The sequence below is a fragment of the Eubacterium ramulus genome, assembly GCF_003122485.1.
In the GTDB taxonomy this organism is placed as follows: domain Bacteria; phylum Bacillota; class Clostridia; order Lachnospirales; family Lachnospiraceae; genus Eubacterium_I; species Eubacterium_I ramulus_A.
In genome coordinates, this window is record NZ_JRFU01000018.1 from 1 (window position 1) to 24390 (window position 24390).

Below are 24390 nucleotides of genomic sequence, written 5' to 3' on the forward strand. Positions count from 1 at the left end.
TTGCATGACGCGCACCTCGCAACAAGAATGCCGGAGCATTCTTGAATGTACAAAAATAAATATTGCGTTCTGCCTATTGTACCATGGGAGAATGGAAAAAGAAAAGATGAAAAAACTATACAAAATTTGCATTTTTTCGTTATGGTAAAATGGGGTAAAAAAGGGCGAAAAGTGAAAAAAGGGAAGATTTTATGCAGGTTTTCCTGTTTTGTGCAGTTTGTATAAATACAGAAAATGAAAAAAATAGTGTGGTTGACAGGTGACAGCGGGATGCGTATACTGAAGCCACATCAAAATCACAGGCGATGCATTCGAATGCAGTTTCTTTTGTCTGCTATGGACATATCTAATTTTCGTGGTCGATTTTCGACACAGGATTCCAGTTTTGATGAGTAACAATACGTGTTGGATTTCACGGAAGAGAGGTGATAGACATGGAAAAATGATAAGTAGCGGTAACAGTTTTTAAACAACTAAATGTAAAACGAAGTAAATAATAGGAGAACGGGAAAAATATGAGAAGAAAACAAATGATGATTGCAATGGGGGCAGTTACTTTGTCACTTATTCTGGGAACAGCACCATTAGTGCAGACTGGTCTGGCAGCTCAGGGAGAGCGTGCTTATGAACAGGAGTCAGAGAAACGTGGAAAATCTGTGGAAGCGTCAACGGTAGATCTTTCAAAAAAGGGAAGTATCACGATTCGAAAATACGATATAACATCGGCAGAAGCAGCTGGTGATTACAAGCAGGGACAGGATGAAGCAGATGGTGAACAAAATACAAAGGCAGAACAGGCTCTGTCAGATTACGGCATGGAAGGCGTACAGTTTTCCTGTCTGCGGGTCGGAAATGTGGAAACGCACATGGTGCATAGTGATGCAACGTCACTGGTGGAATTAGTCTATGAGATTCCGGGCAGGCTGGCAGAAATCCTGGGGTTGAAAGCAGAAGATGCGATTGATATGACAACATCGGATGAAGCGTATCCGTGTCAAAATCAGGACGTGTATCATTATACAAGCCAGCAGATTTCTGATGCTATGGAACAGATATTGGAAGAAGATAATGTTTCTGCGAAAAATGAGCTGGAACATTATCTGTATGATTATGGAACATTGAGTGATACAACGGATCAAAGCAGTGTGGCTGGGGTGATCAATTTGCCAAAGACAGACAGCCATGGGGAAACACATGCAGAAAATCTGCCACTTGGACTGTATCTGTTTGTGGAGGCAGAAGTTCCGGAACAGGTTGTGGATACGGTAGATCCATGGTTTGTTCAGCTTCCGTTTACCAACTTGGAAGCAGGAAATACCTGGCTGTATGACATGGTATGTTATCCGAAGAATCAGACAGGAAACCCGACGCTGGATAAAAGTGTGAGAAGGTATGCTGACAGTGTGCTGCCACGGGACGGGGAAAAGGTTTCTACTGCTGATTTTCTTACAGCGGGGAACGATTTCTCTTATGCGGATACGGTGACGGCATCAGAGGGAGATGTGCTGGATTATATTCTGGTTTCCAAATTACCGCATATTACTTCAGCTGCTACCTATCTGAGTGAATATACTTTCACGGACACATTAGCAGCAGGTTTACGTTATAATCGTGATGCAAAAATCGCATTTTATGATAATGCAGAAGATGCGAACAGTAATAATACAGAGAATGCCATTTCTGTGTGGGAGCTGGATTCCGGTGATTATTCTCAGGAATATGCCTATGTGACGGTACAGGATCCGGACACAGGAATGCAGACACCGGATGGCTCTACAAGAATGAATATCCGGCTGACGGAACAGGGCCTGAATGTTTTAAATGGTGCTAAGAACCGTGAGGAGGGATTATCAGATTATTATATGGTAGTTTCTTATACGGCAACTGTCAGATCAGATGCATCTGTGATTATCGGCGATGAAGGAAATCAGAACAATGCCAGTTTGATCTGGAGTCGTACTTCGGATGGTTATTACAACATGTTGGAAGACCGAAATTATGTGTATACCTATGGAGTAGATCTGACAAAGACATTTTCTGATGATAAGGGAAACTTTAAAAAGGTAGAGTTTACACTTCAAAATAAGGCAGATGACTATTACGTGATTGCTGAAAAATCAGAGAAGGACGGAAAATATTATGTAACTGGAAAGACCGCTAAGGAAGAGGAGGCAACCGCCTTTGTGCCACAGAATGACAGCGGAAGATTGCAGATCGAAGGGCTGGAAGCAGATCAGTATCTTTTGACAGAGACAGCGACGGATCGGGGATATAATCTGCTGCGTGAGCCGATAGAGATTGATATTACCGCGACGGACAGAGACGTGATCGCATCTGTTTGTGGCGTGACAGGAATGAATCAGGAAGCTGTGGAACAGATTGTAAAAAACTACAATGGCGGTATTTATGATGAAAATGGAAATCTTGTAACAGATCAGCTAGATGAGCTGACAGGAACGGCTGCTGGGAAACCAGCGTCCGAGACAGCAAACGGTCGCACGATCGGAAAAACAGATCTGTATGTAGGTGCAATCCAGAAAGCATCTGCAAAGGTAGATCAGGTGGATGCATCTATGACAGATTCGAATGGAGCCGTCATTTTGACAGTAACGAATACGAAAAAGTTTCTGTTACCACAGACTGGTGGAAGAGGACTGTATCTGGTGACGATCATTGGTGTTGCAGCAGTTGCCGGAGGATGCAGCCTTATGTCACGTAAAAAAGACTTATCAATGAAATAAAGTGCAATATGAGAAAAATCAGACAGGCAGGAATGGTTGTACTGATCGGACTTGGAGTGATACTGATGGGGTATCCATGGTTCAGTAATTGGCTGTATCAACATCATGTGGCTTCCAGTGCAAATGTATACGAACAATATGCGGCAGAAAGTGGAACGTCAGAGATTACAAAACAGCTGGAAGCTGCAAGAAGATATAATCAGGAGCTGGTCAACAGCCGGGTAATGCTTACGGAACCATATTGTGATACATCCTTGCCAGAAGATATTCGTTATGAAGAAGTGTTGAACCCAACAGAAAACGGGATGATGTGTTTTGTGGAAATACCGAAGATCAATGTGTCACTTCCGGTTTATCATGGAACATCGGAAGAAGTTTTGAAAAAGGGGGTTGGGCATATGGAAGGTTCCGCGCTGCCGATTGGGGGCGTGGGTAACCGCTCATTTCTTCTGGCTCATACAGGAATGAATACTTCCAGAATGTTTTCGGATCTGACGGAATTAAGTGAAGGCGATCTGTTTTACATCCGGGTGTTAAATATGAGTCTTACATATTGTGTGTGTGAAATACAGACACTTTTGCCGGAAGAGGCAGATCACCTTTACCCGGATGAAAACCGGGATTTGATATCTTTGGTTACCTGTACACCCTATGGAGTAAACACACATCGACTGATCGTGACCGGAGAACGGGTATCGGATGCAGATGTGAAGAAAGTGGATGTGCCGGTAGAAACGGCAGACTGGAATGGTTCGGTATGGATGCGGGCATATCTGAATGCAATTCTGGCTGGCAGTGCAATGATGGCGGGATTGGCAGTTGTTGTCAAAGTATTGTCAATGCTTTGGAAAAAAGGAAGAAAGAAATGTTGAAAAGACAAAAAACGGGCAGAGTGGCACAAAAATGGAAGCATTGGTGTGGAGCAGCACTTTTATTGGCAGGATGTTTGATCTTTTTTTCTCCAAATCTGCATCAACAATATCAGGACAAACGAATACAGAAAGAAATTGCAGAGTTTCACATGCAGTCAGAACCAGAGGAAAAATCGGATTTATTTGGAAAGATACAACAGTATAATCAGGAATTGTTTGAAAGTGGGCAGAACTGTTTATATGAACCGGCATATGTGGAAAAAGCACCTGAAATTGATGGAATTGTATCAGATAAAATGTTTGGATATGTGGAAATCCCAAGCATTGATTGTACACTTCCGCTGTATCTGGGGGCATCCGAAGAAAAGTTGAATCAGGGCGCAGCAGTTTTGGGCGGTACATCTGTTCCGATTGGCGGAAACAATACCAATTGTGTGATCGCAGCGCATCGTGGCTGGAAGCAGCAGGTGTATTTTAAATATATTGATGCACTGAAACATGGGGATTGTATCATTGTGACGAATCCATGGGAACGTTTGGAATATGTAGTATCGGATATTCAGGTGATTGAACCGGATGAAATAGAGCGGATAAAGATACAATCGGGAACCGATCAGGTGACGCTGATCACCTGTCATCCTTACCGAAGTAGTGGGAAATATCGTTATGTTGTTTCTGCAAAACGGAAAGAGACAGGTACCGTGGGTGTTTCAGAGGCAGGAAAGAAGGTCTTTGTACAGGACAATGAATCAGCACAAAATTGCATAAGGACAAATTCGGATCAGACAATTTGGCAGGAGACAAAAATACGTTATGCAGGAGTAGCAGTATTGGCGGGATTCGTGATTTTTACGGTATATAGGAATGTGAAAGGGGGAAAGCGGAAAGATGCAGAAAACAGAGCGTGTGGTTAGAAAATGGATGCGTCTGTTTATGATGTTGGGAAGTCTGTTGTTACTTTTTCATGGAAGTACAGTTTTGGCAAAGGCAGCAGAAGCAGAGGTTAAGTGGAAGGTTGTTACGCAGGAAATCAATGAGGAACAGCAGTATGTTTATGATGGGGATAAGCCAGATGTTACCATAAACGGAGTGTTCCCTGACCAAACAGGAAATCAATGGGGATTTGTAGATCAGGGAGTGGTTAAAGATACAGAATCTATTTTGGTACCGAATTGGAATGGCTGGTGGCATGTCGTAAACGGCTGGGTAGATTGGAACAGTGGAATCTTTGATACGACATCTGGAAAATATAAATTTACGAATGGAAAATGTGAATTCCCATTGAATCAGACGGTAGAAATGAGTGGAAGCAATGGCTGGTATCTGGTTAATGGAAAAGCAGATGAAACTTATACCGGATTGGCAGCAGGCAAAGATGGAATATACTGGATGACAAAAGGAAAGACGGATAGCAGTAAGAATGGATTGGTAAAAGATACTATCGGTGTTACGGCAAATCAGGGGATTATTTATCTGACAAATGGTAAATTCAATTCGAGTATGGATACCGTTGCAAAAATCGATAATGCCTGGTGGAAAGTCAGAAATGGTATTGTAGATACAACATACACTGGTCTGGCAAAAAATGAAAATGGCTGGTGGTATCTGGAAAATGGGAAGGTACGATTTGATTATAATGGTGTTGCACAGAACGAAAATGGATTTTGGTATGTCAGTGCTGGAATGGTAGATTTTAAATATACCGGATTTGCCTATGGTTATTATTTTGTAAACAGCAGAGCATAGTGGGAGGAAACAACGAAATGACAGAAAAAAAGAGAAGGAAACTATTATCCCTGTCCGTATTTACTGCGCTGATACTGTTTGCGATATTGCTATTTGGGGAAATTACCGGGTTTGCGGCAGATTCTTCCATGATATTAAAAAGAAATATCGAACAAAATTTAAGTGGTGCATTTTCCAGTTACAACAGAAATGGAGCGGATGGCACAGAATCAATGTTATTATTGAATGAACAATGGGCATATTGTATGGAGCCAGCTACCGAATTGAATAATCTGACTGCAAACGGAACACGCTTTTATTTGCAGGAAAATGGAAATGGAGTCAAATGGCTTCAGAATCGATATGGCTGGAGTTTTGACAAGATTAACAATCTGACCAAGGCAGTGTGTTATGCAAAAAGTTATTTTGGCTCAGACTGGGTATGTAATTACGTGTTGACACAGAATCTGATCTGGTCAGAAATTAAGGATCATGAAGATTATAATCAGGCAAGCCGGTATATGCTGACGAATACAAAAAAGTATACTTGTGCTCATTTGGATTCAAAAGCGAAAGTTGATCAGGCGATTGCAGAAGTCTGGAAAAAAGTTAGTACTTATAATACGATTCCGTCATATACAGGGCAGACGATTTCAGCTGATGCCGGAGAAAAAATATGGATTGTGGATAAGAATAACATTTCAGATCAGATCGAGTTTGTAAATCTTCCGGCAGGTGTTCAGGTTGCCCCGGCAAAAGGAGGATTAACAGTTACCACCAATGCGTCTTTTGCTGGAAAATCAATCACCTTAAATTACAGAAAAAAGGGGCTTCCGACAGGTGGTGGCGTTTATATTTATGCGGAAGGAAGCAGGCAGAAGGTAGCACTTTGGAATAATGTAATAAATCCGGTCAGTGGAAGCGTGCGGATCGTATTCAAAAGGACGGAATATTTGCAGGCGTCGTATCGCGCACGGGATCAGGTTGCTCAGTCTTTTGATATTCACATAGAAAAAACAGATGCAGATACTGGCGAAGTTCTGGCAGGTGCAGAATTTGAAATCTACAAAGATGGGGAAAAAATGGCGACCGTAAAGACAGATGAAACTGGGCGCGCATCCTATCACTGGAGAGGAAATATTTTATATACAAATTATTTCTCCAGTACAAAAAAAGTGCTTGATTTTGGAAGCTGGGGAACTGCTTACCAGAGTGCAAAAGATGAAGTGATCGGAAAAGTAAAAATAGCAGTAGAACAGTTGAAATCTCAGACAGCATATACCTGGAAAGTGGTAGAAATGAAGGCTCCGGACGGATATGAACTGAATCCAGAATATTGGGAACAGACTTTCAATTTGAATACACATGCAGTTGAAGTGCAGTTTTCCAATACGGCACCCGGAAGTTTGAAATTGCAGAAAATATCTGAAAATGCAGAACTTGTAAAAGATAATGTCTGCTATACGCTGGAAGGCGCAGAATATGGAATTTATGCGTCACAGGAAGATGCCCTGGCAGATCAGAATCGGATCGACATACTGAGAACAGATGCAGATGGAAATACTAATATAGTGACGCTGCATGCAGGATCTTATTATATAAAAGAAATAACAGCATCCGCTGGATATTTGTTGTGTAATGAAAATGACGGTGAAACTGTTATGGATGGAATTCATCGGGCAGTAGTGACACCAAAAGAAACAACGCAGATTGTCTGTACAGAAGTTCCGGGAACACATACATTTCCACTTACGTTGAAAAAAATGGATCAGGAGCTTTCAGAACCTTTTGCCGTGCGTGGAAATATGTCTCTGCAGGGCGCCGTGTTTGAACTTTCCTATTATATGAATGTGAATGGCAAAACTGAGGACACACCATACCATAGATGGTATTTTTATACGGATGAGGATGGAAAAATTACCATCGGAGACAGTTCTTGTTTTTTGAAAAATGTTTATACTATGCAGGATGGAACTACGTTGAAATCTGATGAGTTATATACGGATGCAGATGGACAGATTTTTTATCCTTTGGGAAGTTATGTGTTAAAAGAAGTTGTGCCGCCGCGATATTTTCAACTGAAGGGATTTATGTGCTTTTCAGAAAATGCAGATAAAAAAGCTTCTGTGACGGATGGATTGAAAATGCTGATCAAACAGCGGGCGAATGGAGCTGAGGCAGAGCTGTATGGTTCTAATGATCAAAAATTTGAAAAACTGGAGACTGAAAATATTACTGTTAATGCATATGATAGTCCACGAAAGGGAAGTATCTGTCTGTATAAGAAAGATTCAAAAGGGTTTAAGCACCCACTGGAAGGTGTTATCTTTGAGATGAAAGGTGTACAGACCGGAGACGTTTATACAGGAACAACGGATGCAGAGGGCAGGATCGAGTGGAAAGATCTGATTCCGCAGACTTACCAAATTACTGAAATAAAAACGAAGGAAGGCTATCATCTGCTCAAAGAAGAAATTGAAGTAACGCTTCCTCTGGAGAAGTCTCTGGAAGAATGGGAAAAGAGTGATGCAGATTTATCCAAAGCGGTTTATGATGAAGTTACGAAAATGTATGGCTTTTATGATCTGACATATCATATTGATAATGCAGCAGAATTTTCTATGCCGGTAACCGGTGGTTCTGGAAAAATGCCGTGTGTTTTTCTGATAATTGGTATGGTAGCTGCAGGTACGGGAATCTTCCTGTTTTATCAAAAACGGAGAGAAAGAAAATGGAATCTGAATTAAAAAATGAAAAATAATTATTTACGTGTCCTGAATGATATGTTATGTTTTACATAAGATACAGAACGAGTATATGGAAAATGCGAAAAAATAGTTGACGAAGACTTGCTTCCTGTGCTATAGTGGATGGGCGATGGAAGTAGGTCTTTTTTTTATGCCTAAAATTGAATGCGATTCATAATTTTATGAAAGCATACAGTTGCAAAGAAATTTAATGGAGGTGGAAAGTTGTGCGCGTAAAGATTACATTGGCATGCACAGAGTGCAAACAGCGTAATTACAACCTGACTAAGGATAAGAAAGCTCATCCTGAAAGAATGGAAGTAAACAAGTATTGCAAATTCTGTAGAAAGCATACATTACACAAAGAAACCAAATAATCCGGCGATGCAAAGGATGTGACATGATGGAAGAAACCAAGAAAAAAGATGCTCCGAAAACGAGCTGGTTTACCGGTCTGAAGGCTGAGTTCCAGAAAATCGTTTGGCTGGACAAAAAATCACTTGGGAAACAGACTGTAGCAGTCTTAATTGTTTCCGTTATCCTGGGTGCGATTATCGCGGTGCTGGATCTGGGCATCCAGTATGGTGTTGATTTCCTTGTAAATCTTTAGGAAGGCAAAGGTGAGTTTTTATGGCTGAGGCGAACTGGTATGTAGTTCATACTTATTCCGGATATGAGAATAAGGTAAAAGCAGACATTGAGAAAACAATTGAAAACAGACATCTGGAGGAAGAAATTCTTGAAGTTCGAATTCCGATGCAGGATGTCGTTGAGTTGAAGAACGGTGCAAAAAAGCAGGTTCAGAAAAAAATGTTTCCTGGATATGTGCTCATCAATATGGTGATGAATGATGACACTTGGTATGTTGTCAGAAATACCAGAGGTGTTACCGGATTCGTTGGTCCGGGATCAAAGCCGGTGCCACTCACGGAAGCTGAGATGAGACCGTTGGGAATCAAAGAAGAAAAAGTGGTAGTCGACTTCAAAGAAGGCGATACTGTTACGATCATTGGTGGTGTATGGAAAGATACCGTTGGTGTTATCCAGAGCATGAATGAGAGCAAACAGATCGTGACTATCAATGTAGAGCTTTTCGGTCGCGAAACACCGGTAGAAATAAGTTTCGCAGAAGTGAAGAAAATGTAAGCGTAAGTAAAGGAACGATTACGAAAAATTCAAAGGAGGCAATCTCAAATGGCAAAGAAAGTAGAAGGATATATCAAACTGCAGATTCCTGCTGGTAAAGCTACACCGGCTCCTCCAGTTGGTCCTGCACTTGGACAGCATGGCGTAAACATCGTAGAGTTTACAAAACAGTTCAACGCAAAAACAGCTGATCAGGGCGATCTGATCATCCCTGTAGTAATTACAGTATATGCAGACAGAAGCTTCAGCTTCGTTACAAAAACTCCGCCAGCACCGGTTCTGATCAAGAAAGCTTGCGGAATCAAATCTGGTTCAGGCGTACCGAACAAAACTAAAGTAGCAACAATCACAAAAGCTCAGATCAAAGAGATCGCAGAGCTGAAAATGCCAGACTTAAATGCAGCATCCTTAGAGAGTGCTATGAGCATGATCGCAGGAACAGCAAGAAGTATGGGTGTTACTGTAGCTGAGGACTAATTAACGAAAATAAGTGGGAGGGTCCTCTCCCGATACAACCACAGGAGGTTATAATTCATGAAAAGAGGAAAAAGATATGTCGATAGTGCGAAAAAAATCGACAGAACAGTTCAGTATGAAAGTGCAGATGCAATCAAACTTGTAAAAGAGAACGCTACAGCAAAGTTTGACGAGACCATCGAGCTTCACATCCGTACAGGTTGTGATGGACGTCACGCTGAGCAGCAGATCCGTGGTGCTGTTGTACTGCCGCACGGAACAGGTAAAACAGTTCGTGTACTTGTATTCGCAAAAGGTACAAAAGTAGACGAGGCTCAGGCAGCAGGCGCTGATTTCGTTGGTGGAGAGGAATTAATTCCGAAGATCCAGAACGAAGGATGGCTTGATTTCGACGTAGTAGTAGCTACACCGGATATGATGGGTGTTGTTGGACGTCTTGGACGTGTACTTGGACCGAAAGGTTTAATGCCAAACCCGAAAGCCGGAACAGTAACTATGGATGTTACAAAAGCTATCAACGATATTAAAGCAGGTAAGATTGAGTACAGACTGGACAAAACAAATATTATCCATGTGCCAATTGGAAAAGCATCCTTTACAGAAGAGCAATTAGCGGACAACTTCCAGACCCTTATGGATGCCATCATCAAAGCAAGACCAAGCGCATTAAAAGGTCAGTACCTGAAGAGTGTAACAATGACCTCTACAATGGGACCTGGTGTTAAATTAAACACTGCTAAATATGTGTAAAAAGTTTTGAATTGTTGTTGACATCGAAATGATACAATGATATAATTGCACCGTTGTGTGAAAACACAGCGGTGTGTAATCGAAAGATTACAAAATTGCCGAAGACAGCAGGTGCCGAAAGGCATAAACGCAGAACCTGCCGAGGGAATTTACAAAACAGTTTGATGTTTAGTAAAGAAGAATTTTCTCCCTCTGTCTGCGTGACAGAGGGATTTTTATGTAGCATGGAAAGTGAGTACTTCCTATGTGAATGGATTCCCGTTTTCGTCTGAGGAAACAAAATTTAAGAAGGAGGTGCACGATTCGTGGCAAAAGTAGAACTGAAACAGCCTATCGTTCAGGAAATCGCAGCTCAGATCGATGGTGCACAGTCTGTAGTAGTTGTAGACTACCGTGGACTTACCGTATCTGAGGATACACAGTTACGTAAAGAATTAAGAGAAGCTGGTGTTTCTTACAAAGTTTATAAGAACACATTAATGAATTTCGCATTCAAAGGTACTGAGTTTGAAGCACTTGCACCGGTTCTTGAGGGACCAAACGCAATTGCAATCTCAAAAGAAGATGCAACAGCTCCGGCAAGAATTCTTGCAAAATTTGCTAAAACAGCTCCGGCACTTGAAATCAAAGCTGGTGTTGTAGAAGGCGATTATTATGATGCAGCAGGAATGCAGACAATCGCAAGCGTTCCGTCCAGACAGGATCTTCTTTCCAAATTACTTGGAAGCATCCAGTCTCCGATCACAAACTTCGCTCGCGTTATCAACCAGATCGCAGAGCAGGGTGGTGCTGCAAACTGCGAGCCAGCAGCTACTGAAGAAACAGCAGAGGAAGCTCCGGCAGCAGAAGAGACACCGGCAGAGTAATCCGGTGATGAAGCTGCAAATAGCAGCTTAAAAATTAGAATATTAAAAGATGAAAATATCGAAAAATTGGAGGTAAAAAGTAATGGCAAAATTAACAACCGCAGAATTTATTGAAGCGATTAAAGAGTTAACTGTTTTAGAGTTAAATGACCTTGTAAAAGCATGTGAAGAAGAGTTTGGCGTATCTGCAGCAGCAGGCGTTGTAGTTGCAGCAGCAGGCGGAGACGGTGCTGGCGCAGCTGAGGAGAAAACAGAGTTCGACGTTGAGTTAACAGAGGTTGGTCCGAACAAAGTTAAAGTTATCAAAGTTGTTCGTGAGTTAACAGGTTTAGGATTAAAAGAAGCTAAAGCTGTTGTTGACGAGGCTCCGAAGATGGTTAAAGAGGGTGCTGATAAAGCAGAAGCTGAGGATATCAAAGCTAAACTTGAGGCTGAAGGCGCTAAAGTTACTCTTAAATAATTTTATCCGAATTATTTTCACCAACCGGGAAACCGGTTGGTGTTTTTTTGTGCTCACAAAAATGATGCCAAAAAGTGAAAATAATCCTTGACTTGGCAAAAATACTATGCTACTATGATAAATGCACTATTGTGGTTTGATGGGGCTTATTGCGCCCTTTTCAGGGATAGAAAAAGAAAACGAGAGGTGAAGCGTCAATGGAGAAAAACAGGATACGTCCGGTCATAAACGGAAAAAGTTTGCGTATGAGTTATTCGAGACAAAAAGAGGTTCTGGAAATGCCAAACCTGATTGAGGTTCAGAAGAATTCCTACAATTGGTTTTTGGAAGAAGGACTCAAAGAAGTGTTTGCGGATATTTCGCCGATTGCTGATTACAGTGGACATCTGAGTCTGGAATTTACAGATTTCAGATTGTGCGAGGATGAGATTAAATATACCATCCCGGAATGTAAAGAGCGTGATGCGACATATGCAGCTCCTTTAAGAGTAAAAGTAAGACTTTACAATAAAGAAGCAGACGAGATCAATGAGCATGAGATCTTCATGGGTGATCTGCCGTTGATGACAGAGACAGGTACATTTGTAATTAACGGTGCTGAGCGTGTAATTGTAAGTCAGCTTGTTCGTTCCCCGGGTATTTATTATGGTATTGCCCATGATAAAATCGGAAAAGAACTGTATTCCTGCACTGTTATTCCGAACCGTGGTGCATGGTTGGAATATGAGACAGACTCCAATGATGTCTTCTATGTTCGTGTAGACCGTACACGTAAAGTGCCGATCACTGTATTGATTCGTGCACTTGGTATCGGTACAAACCAGGAAATTATTGATTTGTTTGGTGAAGAACCAAAGATTATTGCAAGTTTTGGAAAAGACGTTTCTACAAACTATCAGGAAGGTCTTTTAGAGTTATACAAAAAAATTCGTCCGGGTGAGCCGCTGTCTGTAGAAAGCGCAGAGAGCCTTATCATGGCGATGTTCTTCGATCCGAGAAGATATGATCTGGCTAAGGTCGGAAGATATAAATTCAATAAGAAATTAATGCTGAAAAACCGTATCAACGGACATGTACTGGCAGAGGATGTTGTAGATCCGAGCACAGGCGAGGTTCTGGCAGAGGCAGGTCAGAAAGTTGACCGTGAGCTGGCAGATACAATTCAGAATGCGGCAGTTCCTTATGTATGGATTCAGACAGAGGAGAGAAATGTAAAAGTTCTGTCCAGTATGATGGTTGATCTTCGCCATTATGTAGACGTAGATCCGGAAGAACTGGGCGTTCATGAGCTGGTTTACTATCCGGTTCTGGCACAGATTCTGGAAGAAAATACAGATATTGAGGATATCAAAGAAGCAATTCACAGAAATATCCACGATCTGATTCCGAAACATATTACAAAAGAAGACATTCTTGCTTCTATTAACTATAACATGCATCTGGAGTACGGTATCGGAAACGATGACGATATCGATCACCTTGGAAACCGTCGTATCCGTGCGGTAGGTGAGCTGCTTCAGAACCAGTACAGAATTGGTCTTTCCCGTCTGGAGAGAGTGGTTCGTGAGAGAATGACAACACAGGATCTTGAGACAATTACACCGCAGAGTCTGATCAACATCAAACCTGTTACAGCTGCAGTCAAAGAGTTCTTTGGTTCTTCCCAGCTGTCACAGTTTATGGATCAGAACAACCCTCTGGGTGAGCTGACACACAAACGTCGTCTGTCTGCATTAGGACCAGGTGGTTTGTCCAGAGATCGTGCAGGATTTGAGGTTCGAGATATTCATTACTCCCATTATGGAAGAATGTGTCCGGTAGAGACACCTGAGGGACCGAACATCGGTCTGATCAACTCTCTTGCATCTTATGCGAGAATTAACGAGTATGGTTTCGTAGAGGCACCATATCGTAAAATTGATAAATCTGATCCTAAAAATCCGCGTGTAACAGACGAAGTTGTATACATGACAGCAGATGAAGAGGATAATTACCATGTAGCACAGGCGAACGAGAAGCTGGATGAGAACGGATATTTTGTTCGTAACTCTGTATCTGGTCGATTCAGAGAAGAGACACAGGAGTATGATAAGACATTATTTGATTACATGGATGTATCTCCGCAGATGGTATTCTCTGTTGCTACCGCATTAATTCCGTTCCTTGAGAACGATGATGCGAACCGTGCCCTGATGGGAGCAAACATGCAGCGTCAGGCTGTACCGCTTCTTACAACAGAAGCGCCGGTAGTTGGTACTGGTATGGAGCCGAAAGCAGCAGTTGACTCCGGTGTTTGTGTAGTGGCAAAACGTGCCGGTGTGATCGAGCGCGCTTGCTCTAATGAAATTACAATCAAATACGATGATGATGGAAGCAGAGAGACAATCAAGCTGACAAAATTCTCACGAAGCAACCAGTCTAACTGCTACAACCAGAGACCAATCGTGTTCAAAGGCAATCATGTGGAGGCAGGTCAGGTTATTGCTGATGGTCCTTCTACAGCAAACGGAGAACTTGGTCTTGGTAAAAACCCACTGATCGGATTTATGACATGGGAAGGTTATAACTACGAGGATGCTGTACTGTTAAGTGAGCGTCTTGTTCAGGATGACGTATATACATCTATTCATATTGAAGAGTATGAAGCAGAAGCACGTGATACAAAACTGGGACCGGAAGAGATTACAAGAGATGTTCCGGGTGTTGGTGATGAGGCACTGAAAGATCTGGATGAGAGAGGTATTATCCGTATTGGTGCCGAGGTTCGTGCCGGTGATATCCTTGTTGGTAAAGTAACTCCGAAGGGAGAGACAGAACTGACAGCTGAGGAGAGACTGCTTCGTGCAATCTTTGGTGAGAAAGCAAGAGAAGTACGTGATACTTCCTTAAAAGTACCGCATGGTGAGTATGGTATTGTTGTAGATGCAAAAGTATTTACCCGTGAAAATGGTGACGAGTTATCACCGGGTGTAAATCAGGCAGTTCGTATCTACATCGCACAGAAGAGAAAAATCTCTGTTGGTGATAAGATGGCCGGCCGTCATGGTAACAAGGGTGTTGTTTCCCGTGTACTTCCGGTAGAAGATATGCCATTCCTTCCGAATGGTCGTCCGCTGGATATCGTGTTAAATCCGCTGGGTGTACCTTCTCGAATGAATATCGGACAGGTGCTGGAGATTCATCTGAGCCTTGCTGCAAAAGCACTTGGATTTAATGTTGCCACACCTATTTTTGCAGGTGCAAAAGAGACAGATATCATGGATACTCTGGATCTGGCAAATGATTATGTAAACTTAACATGGGAAGAATTCAAAGAGAAACATGAGGAGGAATTACTTCCGGAAGTTCTTGATTACCTGTATGAGAACAGAGATCATCGTAAACTGTGGAAAGGTGTTCCAATTTCCCGTGATGGTAAAGTAAGACTGCGTGATGGACGTACCGGTGAGTATTTTGACAGCCCGGTAACAATCGGACACATGCATTACCTGAAACTGCATCACTTGGTAGACGACAAGATTCATGCACGTTCTACTGGTCCTTACTCCCTCGTTACACAGCAGCCTCTGGGTGGTAAAGCTCAGTTCGGTGGACAGCGTTTCGGAGAGATGGAGGTATGGGCACTGGAGGCTTATGGTGCAGCATACACACTGCAGGAGATCCTGACAGTAAAATCTGATGATGTGATCGGACGTGTAAAAACTTACGAAGCAATTATCAAAGGTGATAATATTCCTGAGCCTGGTATTCCGGAGTCCTTCAAGGTACTGTTGAAAGAGTTACAGTCACTTGGTCTGGATGTGACACTGGAAGACGAGAACGGCGAAGAAGTAAAACTGCTTGAAACAAGCGAATATGGAAATACAGATCTGAACGCAATCATTTCCGGCGACAGAAACTTCAATTATGAAGAAAAAGAGTCTTTCGGAGAGATGGGATTCTCAAAACAGGAATTCAATGAAAAAGAAGAACTGGTAAATGTAGAAGACGATCAGAATGATGCTCAGACAGATGATTTCATGGACGGATTTGATGATAGCATTCTTGATGAAGAATAAGAGGAAGGAGCGTTGTAAATGCCAGAAACAAACAATAAAGAAGTCGGCACAAACATAGCGTTCGATGCCATCCGCATCGGACTGGCTTCACCGGAAAAAATATTGGAATGGTCCCGGGGCGAAGTAAAGAAACCGGAAACCATTAACTATAGAACTTTGAAACCAGAAAAAGACGGTTTGTTCTGTGAACGTATTTTTGGACCGAGCAAAGACTGGGAATGCCATTGTGGAAAGTATAAAAAAATCCGCTATAAAGGCGTTGTCTGCGATCGATGCGGAGTTGAGATTACAAAATCTAACGTTCGTAGAGAGCGTATGGGACATATTGAGCTGGCAGCTCCGGTATCTCATATCTGGTACTTCAAGGGAATCCCGAGCCGTATGGGATTAATCCTTGATATTTCTCCGAGAACACTGGAGAAAGTACTGTATTTCGCTTCTTACATCGTACTTGACAAAGGCGAGACAGACCTGCAGTATAAGCAGGTTCTGTCCGAAGCAGAATATCAGGAAGCATACGAAAAATACGGAAAATCCTTCCGTGTAGGTATGGGTGCAGAATCCATCAAAGAGCTTCTGGAAGCAATCGATCTTGAGAAAGATTCTGTTGAACTGAAAGCAGCATTAAAGACTGCTACAGGCCAGAAACGTGCAAGAATCATCAAGAGACTGGAAGTTGTAGAAGCATTCCGTGAGTCTGGTAACAGACCGGAGTGGATGATCATGACTGTTATCCCGGTTATCCCACCAGATTTACGTCCGATGGTACAGTTGGATGGTGGTCGTTTCGCAACATCCGATCTGAATGATCTGTATCGTCGTATCATCAACCGTAATAACCGTCTGAGAAGACTGTTAGAGCTTGGAGCACCGGATATCATCGTTCGTAATGAGAAACGTATGCTTCAGGAGGCAGTAGATGCCCTGATCGATAACGGTCGTCGTGGAAGACCGGTTACAGGACCTGGTAACAGAGCATTAAAATCTCTTTCCGATATGCTGAAAGGTAAATCCGGACGTTTCCGTCAGAACCTGCTTGGTAAACGTGTTGACTATTCAGGACGTTCCGTAATCGTAGTAGGACCGGAATTAAAGATTTATCAGTGTGGTCTGCCGAAAGAGATGGCAATCGAGCTGTTCAAACCGTTCGTTATGAAAGAGCTGGTTGCAAACGGAACTGCTCATAATATTAAAAGCGCAAAGAAAATGGTAGAGAAACTTCAGACAGAGGTATGGGACGTTCTGGAAGAAGTTATCAAAGAGCATCCGGTTATGTTGAACCGTGCTCCTACACTGCACAGACTTGGTATTCAGGCATTTGAGCCGATCCTTGTAGAAGGTAAAGCAATCAAGCTGCATCCGCTTGTTTGTACCGCATACAATGCCGATTTCGATGGTGACCAGATGGCTGTCCATCTTCCACTTTCTGTGGAAGCACAGGCAGAGTGCCGTTTCATGTTGCTGTCCCCGAACAACCTGTTAAAACCGTCCGATGGTGGTCCGGTAGCCGTTCCTTCTCAGGATATGGTTCTTGGTATTTACTATCTGACACAGGAGAGACCGGGAAGTATTGGTGAAGGCCATTACTTCAAGAACCTGAATGAAGCAATTCTTGCATACGAGAACGGATATGTAAAATTACATTCCAGAATCCATGTACGTGTGACAAAGAAAATGCCGGATGGCACAGAGAAGACAGGAACTGTTGAGTCTACACTTGGACGTTTCATCTTCAATGAAATCTTGCCACAGGATCTTGGATTTGTAGATAGAAGCAAACCGGAAAATGATCTGGTACTGGAAGTAGATTTCCATGTTGGTAAAAAAGGTCTGAAACAGATCCTTGAGAAAGTTATCAACATCCATGGTGCTACAACCACAGCAGAAGTTCTGGATGATATTAAAGCAATGGGTTATAAGTACTCTACAAGAGCTGCTATGACCGTATCTATTTCTGATATGACAGTACCGGAGAAGAAACCGGCACTGATCAAACAGGCACAGGATACTGTAGATCTTATTACAAAGAACTACAAACGTGGACTTATCACAGAGGAAGAGCGTTACAAAGAGGTTGTTGAGACTTGGAAAGAGACTGATGATGAGCTTACACATGAGCTGTTATCCGGACTTGATAAATACAACAACATCTTCATGATGGCTGACTCCGGAGCCCGTGGTTCTGATAAACAGATCAAACAGCTGGCTGGTATGCGTGGTTTGATGGCTGATACAACTGGTAAAACAATCGAGTTGCCGATTAAATCAAACTTCCGTGAGGGACTTGACGTATTGGAGTACTTCATGTCTGCCCATGGAGCACGTAAAGGTATGTCCGATACAGCGCTTCGTACCGCCGATTCCGGATACCTGACAAGACGTCTGGTAGACGTTTCACAGGATCTGATCATTCGTGAGACAGATTGCTGTAAAGATAGAAGTGAGACTGCTGGTATGTACGTAAGTGCATTCATGGATGGCAAAGAGGAAATCGAGAGCCTCCAGGAGCGTATCACAGGACGTTTTGCATGTGAAGATATTCACGATGCAGACGGAAACGTACTTGTTGCAGCAAATCATATGATCACACCGAAACGTGCAGCTCTGGTTATGAGCAAAGGTGTAGATGAGAACGGAGAACCGCTTGAGAAAGTAAAAATCCGTACAATTCTTACCTGCCGTTCTAAAGTCGGTGTTTGTGCAAAATGCTACGGTGCAAACATGGCAACCGGTCAGGCAGTACAGGTTGGTGAGGCAGTTGGTATTATCGCTGCTCAGTCTATCGGTGAGCCTGGTACACAGCTTACAATGCGTACTTTCCACTCCGGTGGTGTTGCCGGTGATGATATCACACAGGGTCTTCCTCGTGTTGAGGAGCTTTTTGAGGCAAGAAAACCGAAAGGACTTGCTATCATCACAGAGTTTGCTGGTGTTGCTACTATTAAAGATACAAAGAAAAAACGTGAGATCATCGTTACAAGCCCGGAGACAGGTGAGACAAAAGCTTACCTCATCCCTTACGGTTCCAGAATCAAGATCACTGATGGTGCATTCCTTGAAGCTGGTGATGAGCTTACCGAAGGTAGTGTAAATCCGCATGATATCCTGAAGATCAAAGGTGTTCGTGCAGTTCAGGATTACATGCTTCAGGAAGTTCAGCGTGTATACCGTCTGCAGGGTGTAGAAATCAATGATAAGCACGTTGAGGTTATCGTTCGTCAGATGCTGAAGAAGATCCGTATCGAGAACAACGGAGATTCTGATTTCCTGCCAGGAACCATGGTTGACTTCCTTGATTATGAGGAGGAAAATGAGAGACTGGCTGCAGAAGGAAAAGAGCCGGCAGAAGGAAAACAGGTACTGCTTGGTATTACCAAAGCTTCCCTGGCAACCAACTCATTCCTGTCAGCTGCATCCTTCCAGGAGACAACAAAAGTTCTGACAGAGGCAGCAATCAAAGGTAAGATTGATCCGTTGATCGGTCTGAAAGAGAACGTAATCATTGGTAAACTGATTCCGGCAGGAACAGGTATGAAGAGATATCGTTCTATCCGTCTGGATTCTGATATTGATGAGAATGCAGAGATTGATGCAAATGATCTGTTGGGCGACGATTTGTTAGCAGGCGATGAAACTGTTGAAAATGTTGAGACAGAGATTGATGCAGAAGATATCGACGTTGAGACTGAGACAGAAGAAGCTGCAGATGCAGAAGAGACTGTAACAGAATAAGATATAAAGAAAAGGCGGTGCCGTAGGGCATCGTCTTTTTGCAATTAGAAATGTCTGTCAGAGGTTGTAAAAGTTCTTTATAAATAACATTTGATCCGCTGTTATTGGATAAAACAATATCATTATCTGCTTTTTATATAGAAGCAACACATTGTATATGTATAAAAACAGAAAAAACTGGGAAAAATCAGAAAAATACGCTTGACAAGCTATTAGACAATCACTATACTATTTTAGTGTGCACAAAAGCGCACAGGAAACTTTTTTACAAAATATACAGGAGGTGAATAGAATGCCAACATTTAACCAGTTAGTAAGAAAAGGTCGTCAGACATCTGCTAAGAAATCTACAGCACCTGCATTACAGAAAGGTTACAACTCTTTACAGAAAAAACCTACAGATGCAGCTTCTCCGCAGAAGAGAGGTGTTTGTACAGCAGTTAAGACTGCAACCCCGAAAAAACCTAACTCAGCTCTTAGAAAAATCGCCAGAGTTCGTCTTTCTAACGGAATCGAAGTAACAAGCTACATTCCGGGTGAAGGTCACAACTTACAGGAGCATAGCGTTGTTCTGATCCGTGGTGGTCGTGTAAAAGACTTACCAGGTACAAGATACCATATCATCAGAGGAACACTGGATACAGCAGGCGTAGCAAACAGACGTCAGGCTCGTTCCAAATACGGCGCTAAGAGACCGAAAGCAGGCAAATAGGACCTGTAAAAGACCAATAGTATCACAAACAGAACTATTGTAAGTGTTGGAATTCTTTTTATCGACGATAATAGATAAAGATAGATGTTCCCAGCATGAACACATTAGAAAGACACATGTGAGTACCGTTGAATTAATCGATTAAGAAACTGCTGTGAAAGACAGCAAGCCAAGACCATGATTAAGGAGGGAAGTACCGTGCCACGTAAAGGACATAATCAGAAAAGAGAAGTTTTAGCAGATCCTATGTACAATAACGTAGTAGTTACAAAACTTATCAACAACATCATGTTAGATGGTAAGAAAGGTGTAGCTCAGAAAATTGTATACGGAGCTTTTGATCGTGTTGCAGAGAAAACCGGAAGACCGGCTATCGAAGTATTCGAAGAGGCTATGAACAACGTTATGCCTGTACTTGAAGTAAAGGCTAGACGTATCGGTGGTGCAACATATCAGGTACCGATCGAAGTAAGACCGGACAGACGTCAGACACTTGGACTGCGTTGGTTAACAATGTTCTCCAGAAAAAGAGGAGAGAAAACAATGGCAGACAGACTGGCAAATGAGATTATGGATGCAGCTAACAATACAGGCGCATCTGTAAAACGTAAAGAAGACATGCACAAGATGGCAGAAGCAAACAAAGCATTCTCCCATTTCAGATTCTAAGAGGAGGAAATCACCATGGCAGGAAGAGAATATCCGCTTGAGAGAACCAGAAATATTGGTATCATGGCTCATATCGATGCAGGTAAAACTACATTAACAGAGCGTATCCTTTATTACACTGGTATTAACTATAAAATTGGTGATACTCACGAAGGTACTGCTACCATGGACTGGATGGAGCAGGAGCAGGAGAGAGGTATCACAATTACTTCAGCTGCTACAACATGCCACTGGACACCGCAGAAAGAAAATAAACCTGCACCGGGTGCTAAAGAGTACCGTATCAACATCATCGATACTCCAGGTCACGTTGACTTTACAGTAGAAGTAGAGCGTTCCCTTCGTGTACTGGATGGCGCCGTTGGTGTCTTCTGTGCAAAGGGTGGTGTAGAGCCTCAGTCAGAGAACGTATGGCGTCAGGCAGACACATACAATGTACCACGTATGGCATTCATCAATAAGATGGACATCCTTGGTGCAAACTTCTACGGAGCAGTAGACCAGATTCGTGAGCGTTTAGGTAAAAACGCAATCTGCTTACAGCTTCCGATCGGAAAAGAAGATGACTTCAAAGGAATCATCGACTTATTCGAGATGCAGGCTTATATCTACAACGATGAGAAAGGTGAAGACATCAGCATTGAGCCGATTCCGGAAGATATGCAGGATGAGGCAGAGCTTTACCATGATGAGTTAGTAGAGAAAATCTGTGAGTTAGATGATGATCTGACAATGATGTATCTGGAAGGCGAAGAGCCGTCCGTTGAGCAGTTAAAAGCTGTTTTAAGAAAAGCTACATGTGAGTGTACAGCTGTACCGGTTTGCTGTGGTACTGCTTACAGAAACAAAGGTGTACAGAAACTGTTAGATGCCGTTGTAGATTTCATGCCGGCACCGACAGATATTCCTGCTATCAAGGGTGTTGATCTTGATGGTAATGAAGTAGAGAGACATTCTTCTGATGAAGAGCCGTTCTCTGCTCTTGCATTCAAAATCATGACAGACCCGTTCGTAGGAAAACTTGCATTCTTCCGTGTATACTCCGGTACAATGAATTCCGGTTCCTATGTACTGAATGCAACAAAAGATAAAAAAGAGCGTGTTGGACGTATCCTTCAGATGCACGCTAACAAGAGAACTGAGCTGGACAAAGTTTACTCAGGTGATATCGCAGCCGCAGTTGGATTCAAGATCACTACAACAGGTGATACAATCTGTGACGAGCAGCATCCGGTAATCTTAGAGTCCATGGAGTTCCCAGAGCCAGTTATCGAGCTTGCTATCGAGCCGAAAACAAAAGCTGGACAGGGCAAGATGGGTGAAGCTCTTGCAAAACTTGCAGAGGAAGATCCTACATTCCGTGCTCATACAAACACTGAGACAGGCCAGACAATCATCGCCGGAATGGGTGAGTTACATCTGGAAATCATCGTTGACCGTCTGCTTCGTGAGTTCAAAGTAGAGGCAAACGTTGGTGCTCCTCAGGTTGCTTACAAAGAGTCATTTACAAAACCTGTTGATCAGGAATACAAATATGCAAAACAGTCTGGTGGACGTGGACAGTACGGACACTGTAAAGTTAAATTCGAGCCGATGGATGCAAACGGAGAAGAGACATTCAAGTTTGAGTCCGCAGTTGTTGGTGGTGCTATTCCGAAAGAGTACATCCCGGCAGTTGGAGAAGGTATTGAAGAAGCAGCTAAGGCTGGTATCATTGCTGGATTCCCGGTTGTAGGTGTTAAAGCTACAGTTTACGACGGATCTTATCATGAGGTCGATTCCTCTGAGATGGCATTCCATATTGCCGGATCTATGTGTTTCAAAGAGGCTATGCAGAAAGCAGCCCCGGTTCTTCTTGAGCCGATCATGAAAGTAGAAGTTACTATGCCGGAAGAGTACATGGGTGACGTAATCGGTGATATTAACTCTCGTCGTGGACGTATCGAAGGTATGGATGACCTTGGCGGTGGAAAGATCGTTAGAGGTTATGTACCGCTGGCTGAAATGTTTGGCTACTCTACAGACTTACGTTCCAAAACACAGGGACGTGGTAACTACTCAATGTTCTTCGAAAAATATGAGCCAGTTCCGAAGTCTGTTCAGGAGAAAATTATTTCCGCAAAAGCAAAATAAAACTTGAAATACTTTGACCTTTTTAATATAATCGAAGTATCGAGTGATAAGATTCAATAAGAATTATGAATGCCTTAGGCATAATTTTAAGGAGGACGCAAAAATGGCAAAAGCTAAATTTGACAGAAGCAAACCACATTGTAACATTGGTACAATTGGACACGTTGACCACGGTAAAACAACTTTAACAGCTGCTATCACTAAAGTATTAGCTGAGAGAGTAGAAGGAAACGAGAAAGTAGATTTCGAGAATATCGATAAAGCTCCAGAAGAGAGAGAGCGTGGTATCACAATTTCTACAGCTCACGTTGAGTATCAGACAGCAAAACGTCACTATGCACACGTTGACTGCCCAGGTCATGCTGACTACGTTAAAAACATGATCACTGGTGCTGCTCAGATGGATGGTGCTATCCTTGTAGTAGCTGCTACTGACGGTGTTATGGCTCAGACAAAAGAGCACATCCTTCTTTCCCGTCAGGTAGGTGTTCCTTACATCGTTGTATTCATGAACAAATGTGATATGGTAGACGATGAGGAGCTGCTTGAGTTAGTAGAGATGGAGATCACAGAAGTTCTGGAAGAGTATGACTTCACAGACTGCCCGATCATCAAAGGATCTGCTTTAAAAGCTCTTGAAGATCCGATGGGCGAGTGGGGCGACAAGATCATGGAGCTCATGGACACAGTTGATGAGTATATTCCGGATCCGCAGCGTGCAACAGATCAGCCATTCCTTATGCCAGTAGAGGATGTATTCACAATCACAGGTCGTGGTACAGTTGCTACAGGTAGAGTAGAGCGTGGTACTCTTCACATCAACGAGGAAGTTGAAATCGTTGGTATCAAAGAGGAGATTCAGAAAACAACTGTTACTGGTATCGAGATGTTCCGTAAACTGTTAGACGAGGCTCAGGCTGGTGACAACATCGGTGCATTACTTCGTGGTATTAAGAGAGAGGACATCGAAAGAGGTCAGGTTCTTACAAAACCAGGTACAGTAACATGCCATACAAAATTCACAGCTCAGGTTTACGTACTGACAAAAGACGAGGGTGGCCGTCATACACCGTTCTTCAACAACTACCGTCCGCAGTTCTACTTCAGAACAACTGACGTAACAGGTGTTTGCAACCTTCCAGAAGGTACAGAGATGTGCATGCCTGGCGATAACGTAGAGATGACAATCGAGCTCATCCACCCAATCGCTATGGAGCAGGGTCTTACATTCGCTATCCGTGAAGGTGGACGTACTGTAGGATCAGGACGTGTTGCTACAATCATCGAGTAATCATTGATTGA

Annotated in this window: 18 protein-coding genes and 1 other annotated feature; all 18 genes read left to right on the forward strand. The window is 42.7% G+C overall.

Features of this window, described 5'->3' with window-relative positions:
• Nucleotides 1-515 precede the first annotated feature (515 nt).
• Nucleotides 516-2741, forward strand: a complete 2226-nt coding sequence (locus LG34_RS01930) for a SpaH/EbpB family LPXTG-anchored major pilin (RefSeq protein ID WP_109214634.1) — start codon at nucleotides 516-518, stop codon at nucleotides 2739-2741.
• An 8-nt stretch (nucleotides 2742-2749) separates the two neighbouring features.
• Nucleotides 2750-3613, forward strand: a complete 864-nt coding sequence (locus LG34_RS01935; protein WP_109214635.1) for a class C sortase — start codon at nucleotides 2750-2752, stop codon at nucleotides 3611-3613.
• On the forward strand, nucleotides 3607-4527 hold the full coding sequence (locus LG34_RS01940) for a class C sortase (RefSeq protein WP_181369253.1): 921 nt from the start codon (nucleotides 3607-3609) through the stop codon (nucleotides 4525-4527). Before LG34_RS01935 ends, LG34_RS01940 begins: the two co-directional genes overlap by 7 nt.
• Nucleotides 4502-5359, forward strand: coding sequence for a hypothetical protein (locus LG34_RS01945; RefSeq protein ID WP_109214637.1), 858 nt, complete (start codon nucleotides 4502-4504; stop codon nucleotides 5357-5359). Before LG34_RS01940 ends, LG34_RS01945 begins: the two co-directional genes overlap by 26 nt.
• A gap of 17 nt (nucleotides 5360-5376) precedes the next feature.
• A complete protein-coding gene (locus LG34_RS01950) occupies nucleotides 5377-8085 on the forward strand; it encodes a SpaA isopeptide-forming pilin-related protein (protein ID WP_109214638.1) in 2709 nt (902 codons plus the stop codon).
• A gap of 227 nt (nucleotides 8086-8312) precedes the next feature.
• Nucleotides 8313-8462, forward strand: a complete 150-nt coding sequence (gene rpmG, locus LG34_RS01955; protein WP_021740506.1) for a 50S ribosomal protein L33 — start codon at nucleotides 8313-8315, stop codon at nucleotides 8460-8462.
• Nucleotides 8463-8485: 23 nt separating this feature from the next.
• The gene (secE, locus tag LG34_RS01960; RefSeq protein WP_242979776.1) at nucleotides 8486-8695 is read left to right on the forward strand and encodes a preprotein translocase subunit SecE; all 210 of its coding nucleotides are present in this window, start codon (nucleotides 8486-8488) and stop codon (nucleotides 8693-8695) included.
• Between the two features lie 20 nt (nucleotides 8696-8715).
• Nucleotides 8716-9231, forward strand: coding sequence for a transcription termination/antitermination protein NusG (nusG, locus tag LG34_RS01965; protein WP_109214640.1), 516 nt, complete (start codon nucleotides 8716-8718; stop codon nucleotides 9229-9231).
• 48 nt (nucleotides 9232-9279) lie between these two features.
• Entirely contained in the window at nucleotides 9280-9708 is a 429-nt protein-coding gene (gene rplK, locus LG34_RS01970) for a 50S ribosomal protein L11 (RefSeq protein WP_109214641.1), read from the forward strand.
• A 57-nt stretch (nucleotides 9709-9765) separates the two neighbouring features.
• On the forward strand, nucleotides 9766-10458 hold the full coding sequence (gene rplA, locus LG34_RS01975) for a 50S ribosomal protein L1 (protein ID WP_109214642.1): 693 nt from the start codon (nucleotides 9766-9768) through the stop codon (nucleotides 10456-10458).
• Nucleotides 10459-10538: 80 nt separating this feature from the next.
• Nucleotides 10539-10685, forward strand: a sequence feature (ribosomal protein L10 leader region).
• A gap of 78 nt (nucleotides 10686-10763) precedes the next feature.
• On the forward strand, nucleotides 10764-11324 hold the full coding sequence (gene rplJ, locus LG34_RS01980; RefSeq protein ID WP_109214643.1) for a 50S ribosomal protein L10: 561 nt from the start codon (nucleotides 10764-10766) through the stop codon (nucleotides 11322-11324).
• 82 nt (nucleotides 11325-11406) lie between these two features.
• The gene (gene rplL, locus LG34_RS01985; protein WP_109214644.1) at nucleotides 11407-11784 is read left to right on the forward strand and encodes a 50S ribosomal protein L7/L12; all 378 of its coding nucleotides are present in this window, start codon (nucleotides 11407-11409) and stop codon (nucleotides 11782-11784) included.
• A 197-nt stretch (nucleotides 11785-11981) separates the two neighbouring features.
• Nucleotides 11982-15842 (forward strand): DNA-directed RNA polymerase subunit beta, encoded by a 3861-nt coding sequence (locus LG34_RS01990; protein WP_109214645.1) that lies wholly within the window; start codon nucleotides 11982-11984, stop codon nucleotides 15840-15842.
• Between the two features lie 18 nt (nucleotides 15843-15860).
• Complete coding sequence (rpoC, locus tag LG34_RS01995; RefSeq protein ID WP_109214646.1) at nucleotides 15861-19574, forward strand: DNA-directed RNA polymerase subunit beta'; 3714 nt, start codon at nucleotides 15861-15863, stop codon at nucleotides 19572-19574.
• 292 nt (nucleotides 19575-19866) lie between these two features.
• Nucleotides 19867-20286 (forward strand): 30S ribosomal protein S12, encoded by a 420-nt coding sequence (gene rpsL / locus LG34_RS02000; RefSeq protein WP_109214647.1) that lies wholly within the window; start codon nucleotides 19867-19869, stop codon nucleotides 20284-20286.
• 198 nt (nucleotides 20287-20484) lie between these two features.
• Nucleotides 20485-20955 carry a 30S ribosomal protein S7 gene (rpsG, locus tag LG34_RS02005; protein WP_207657009.1) on the forward strand — a complete coding sequence of 157 codons (471 nt, stop codon included), beginning with the start codon at nucleotides 20485-20487 and terminating at the stop codon, nucleotides 20953-20955.
• Between the two features lie 15 nt (nucleotides 20956-20970).
• Nucleotides 20971-23088 carry an elongation factor G gene (gene fusA, locus LG34_RS02010; protein WP_109214649.1) on the forward strand — a complete coding sequence of 706 codons (2118 nt, stop codon included), beginning with the start codon at nucleotides 20971-20973 and terminating at the stop codon, nucleotides 23086-23088.
• Between the two features lie 103 nt (nucleotides 23089-23191).
• A complete protein-coding gene (gene tuf / locus LG34_RS02015) occupies nucleotides 23192-24379 on the forward strand; it encodes an elongation factor Tu (protein WP_044964739.1) in 1188 nt (395 codons plus the stop codon).
• The last annotated feature ends 11 nt before the right edge of the window (nucleotides 24380-24390 follow it).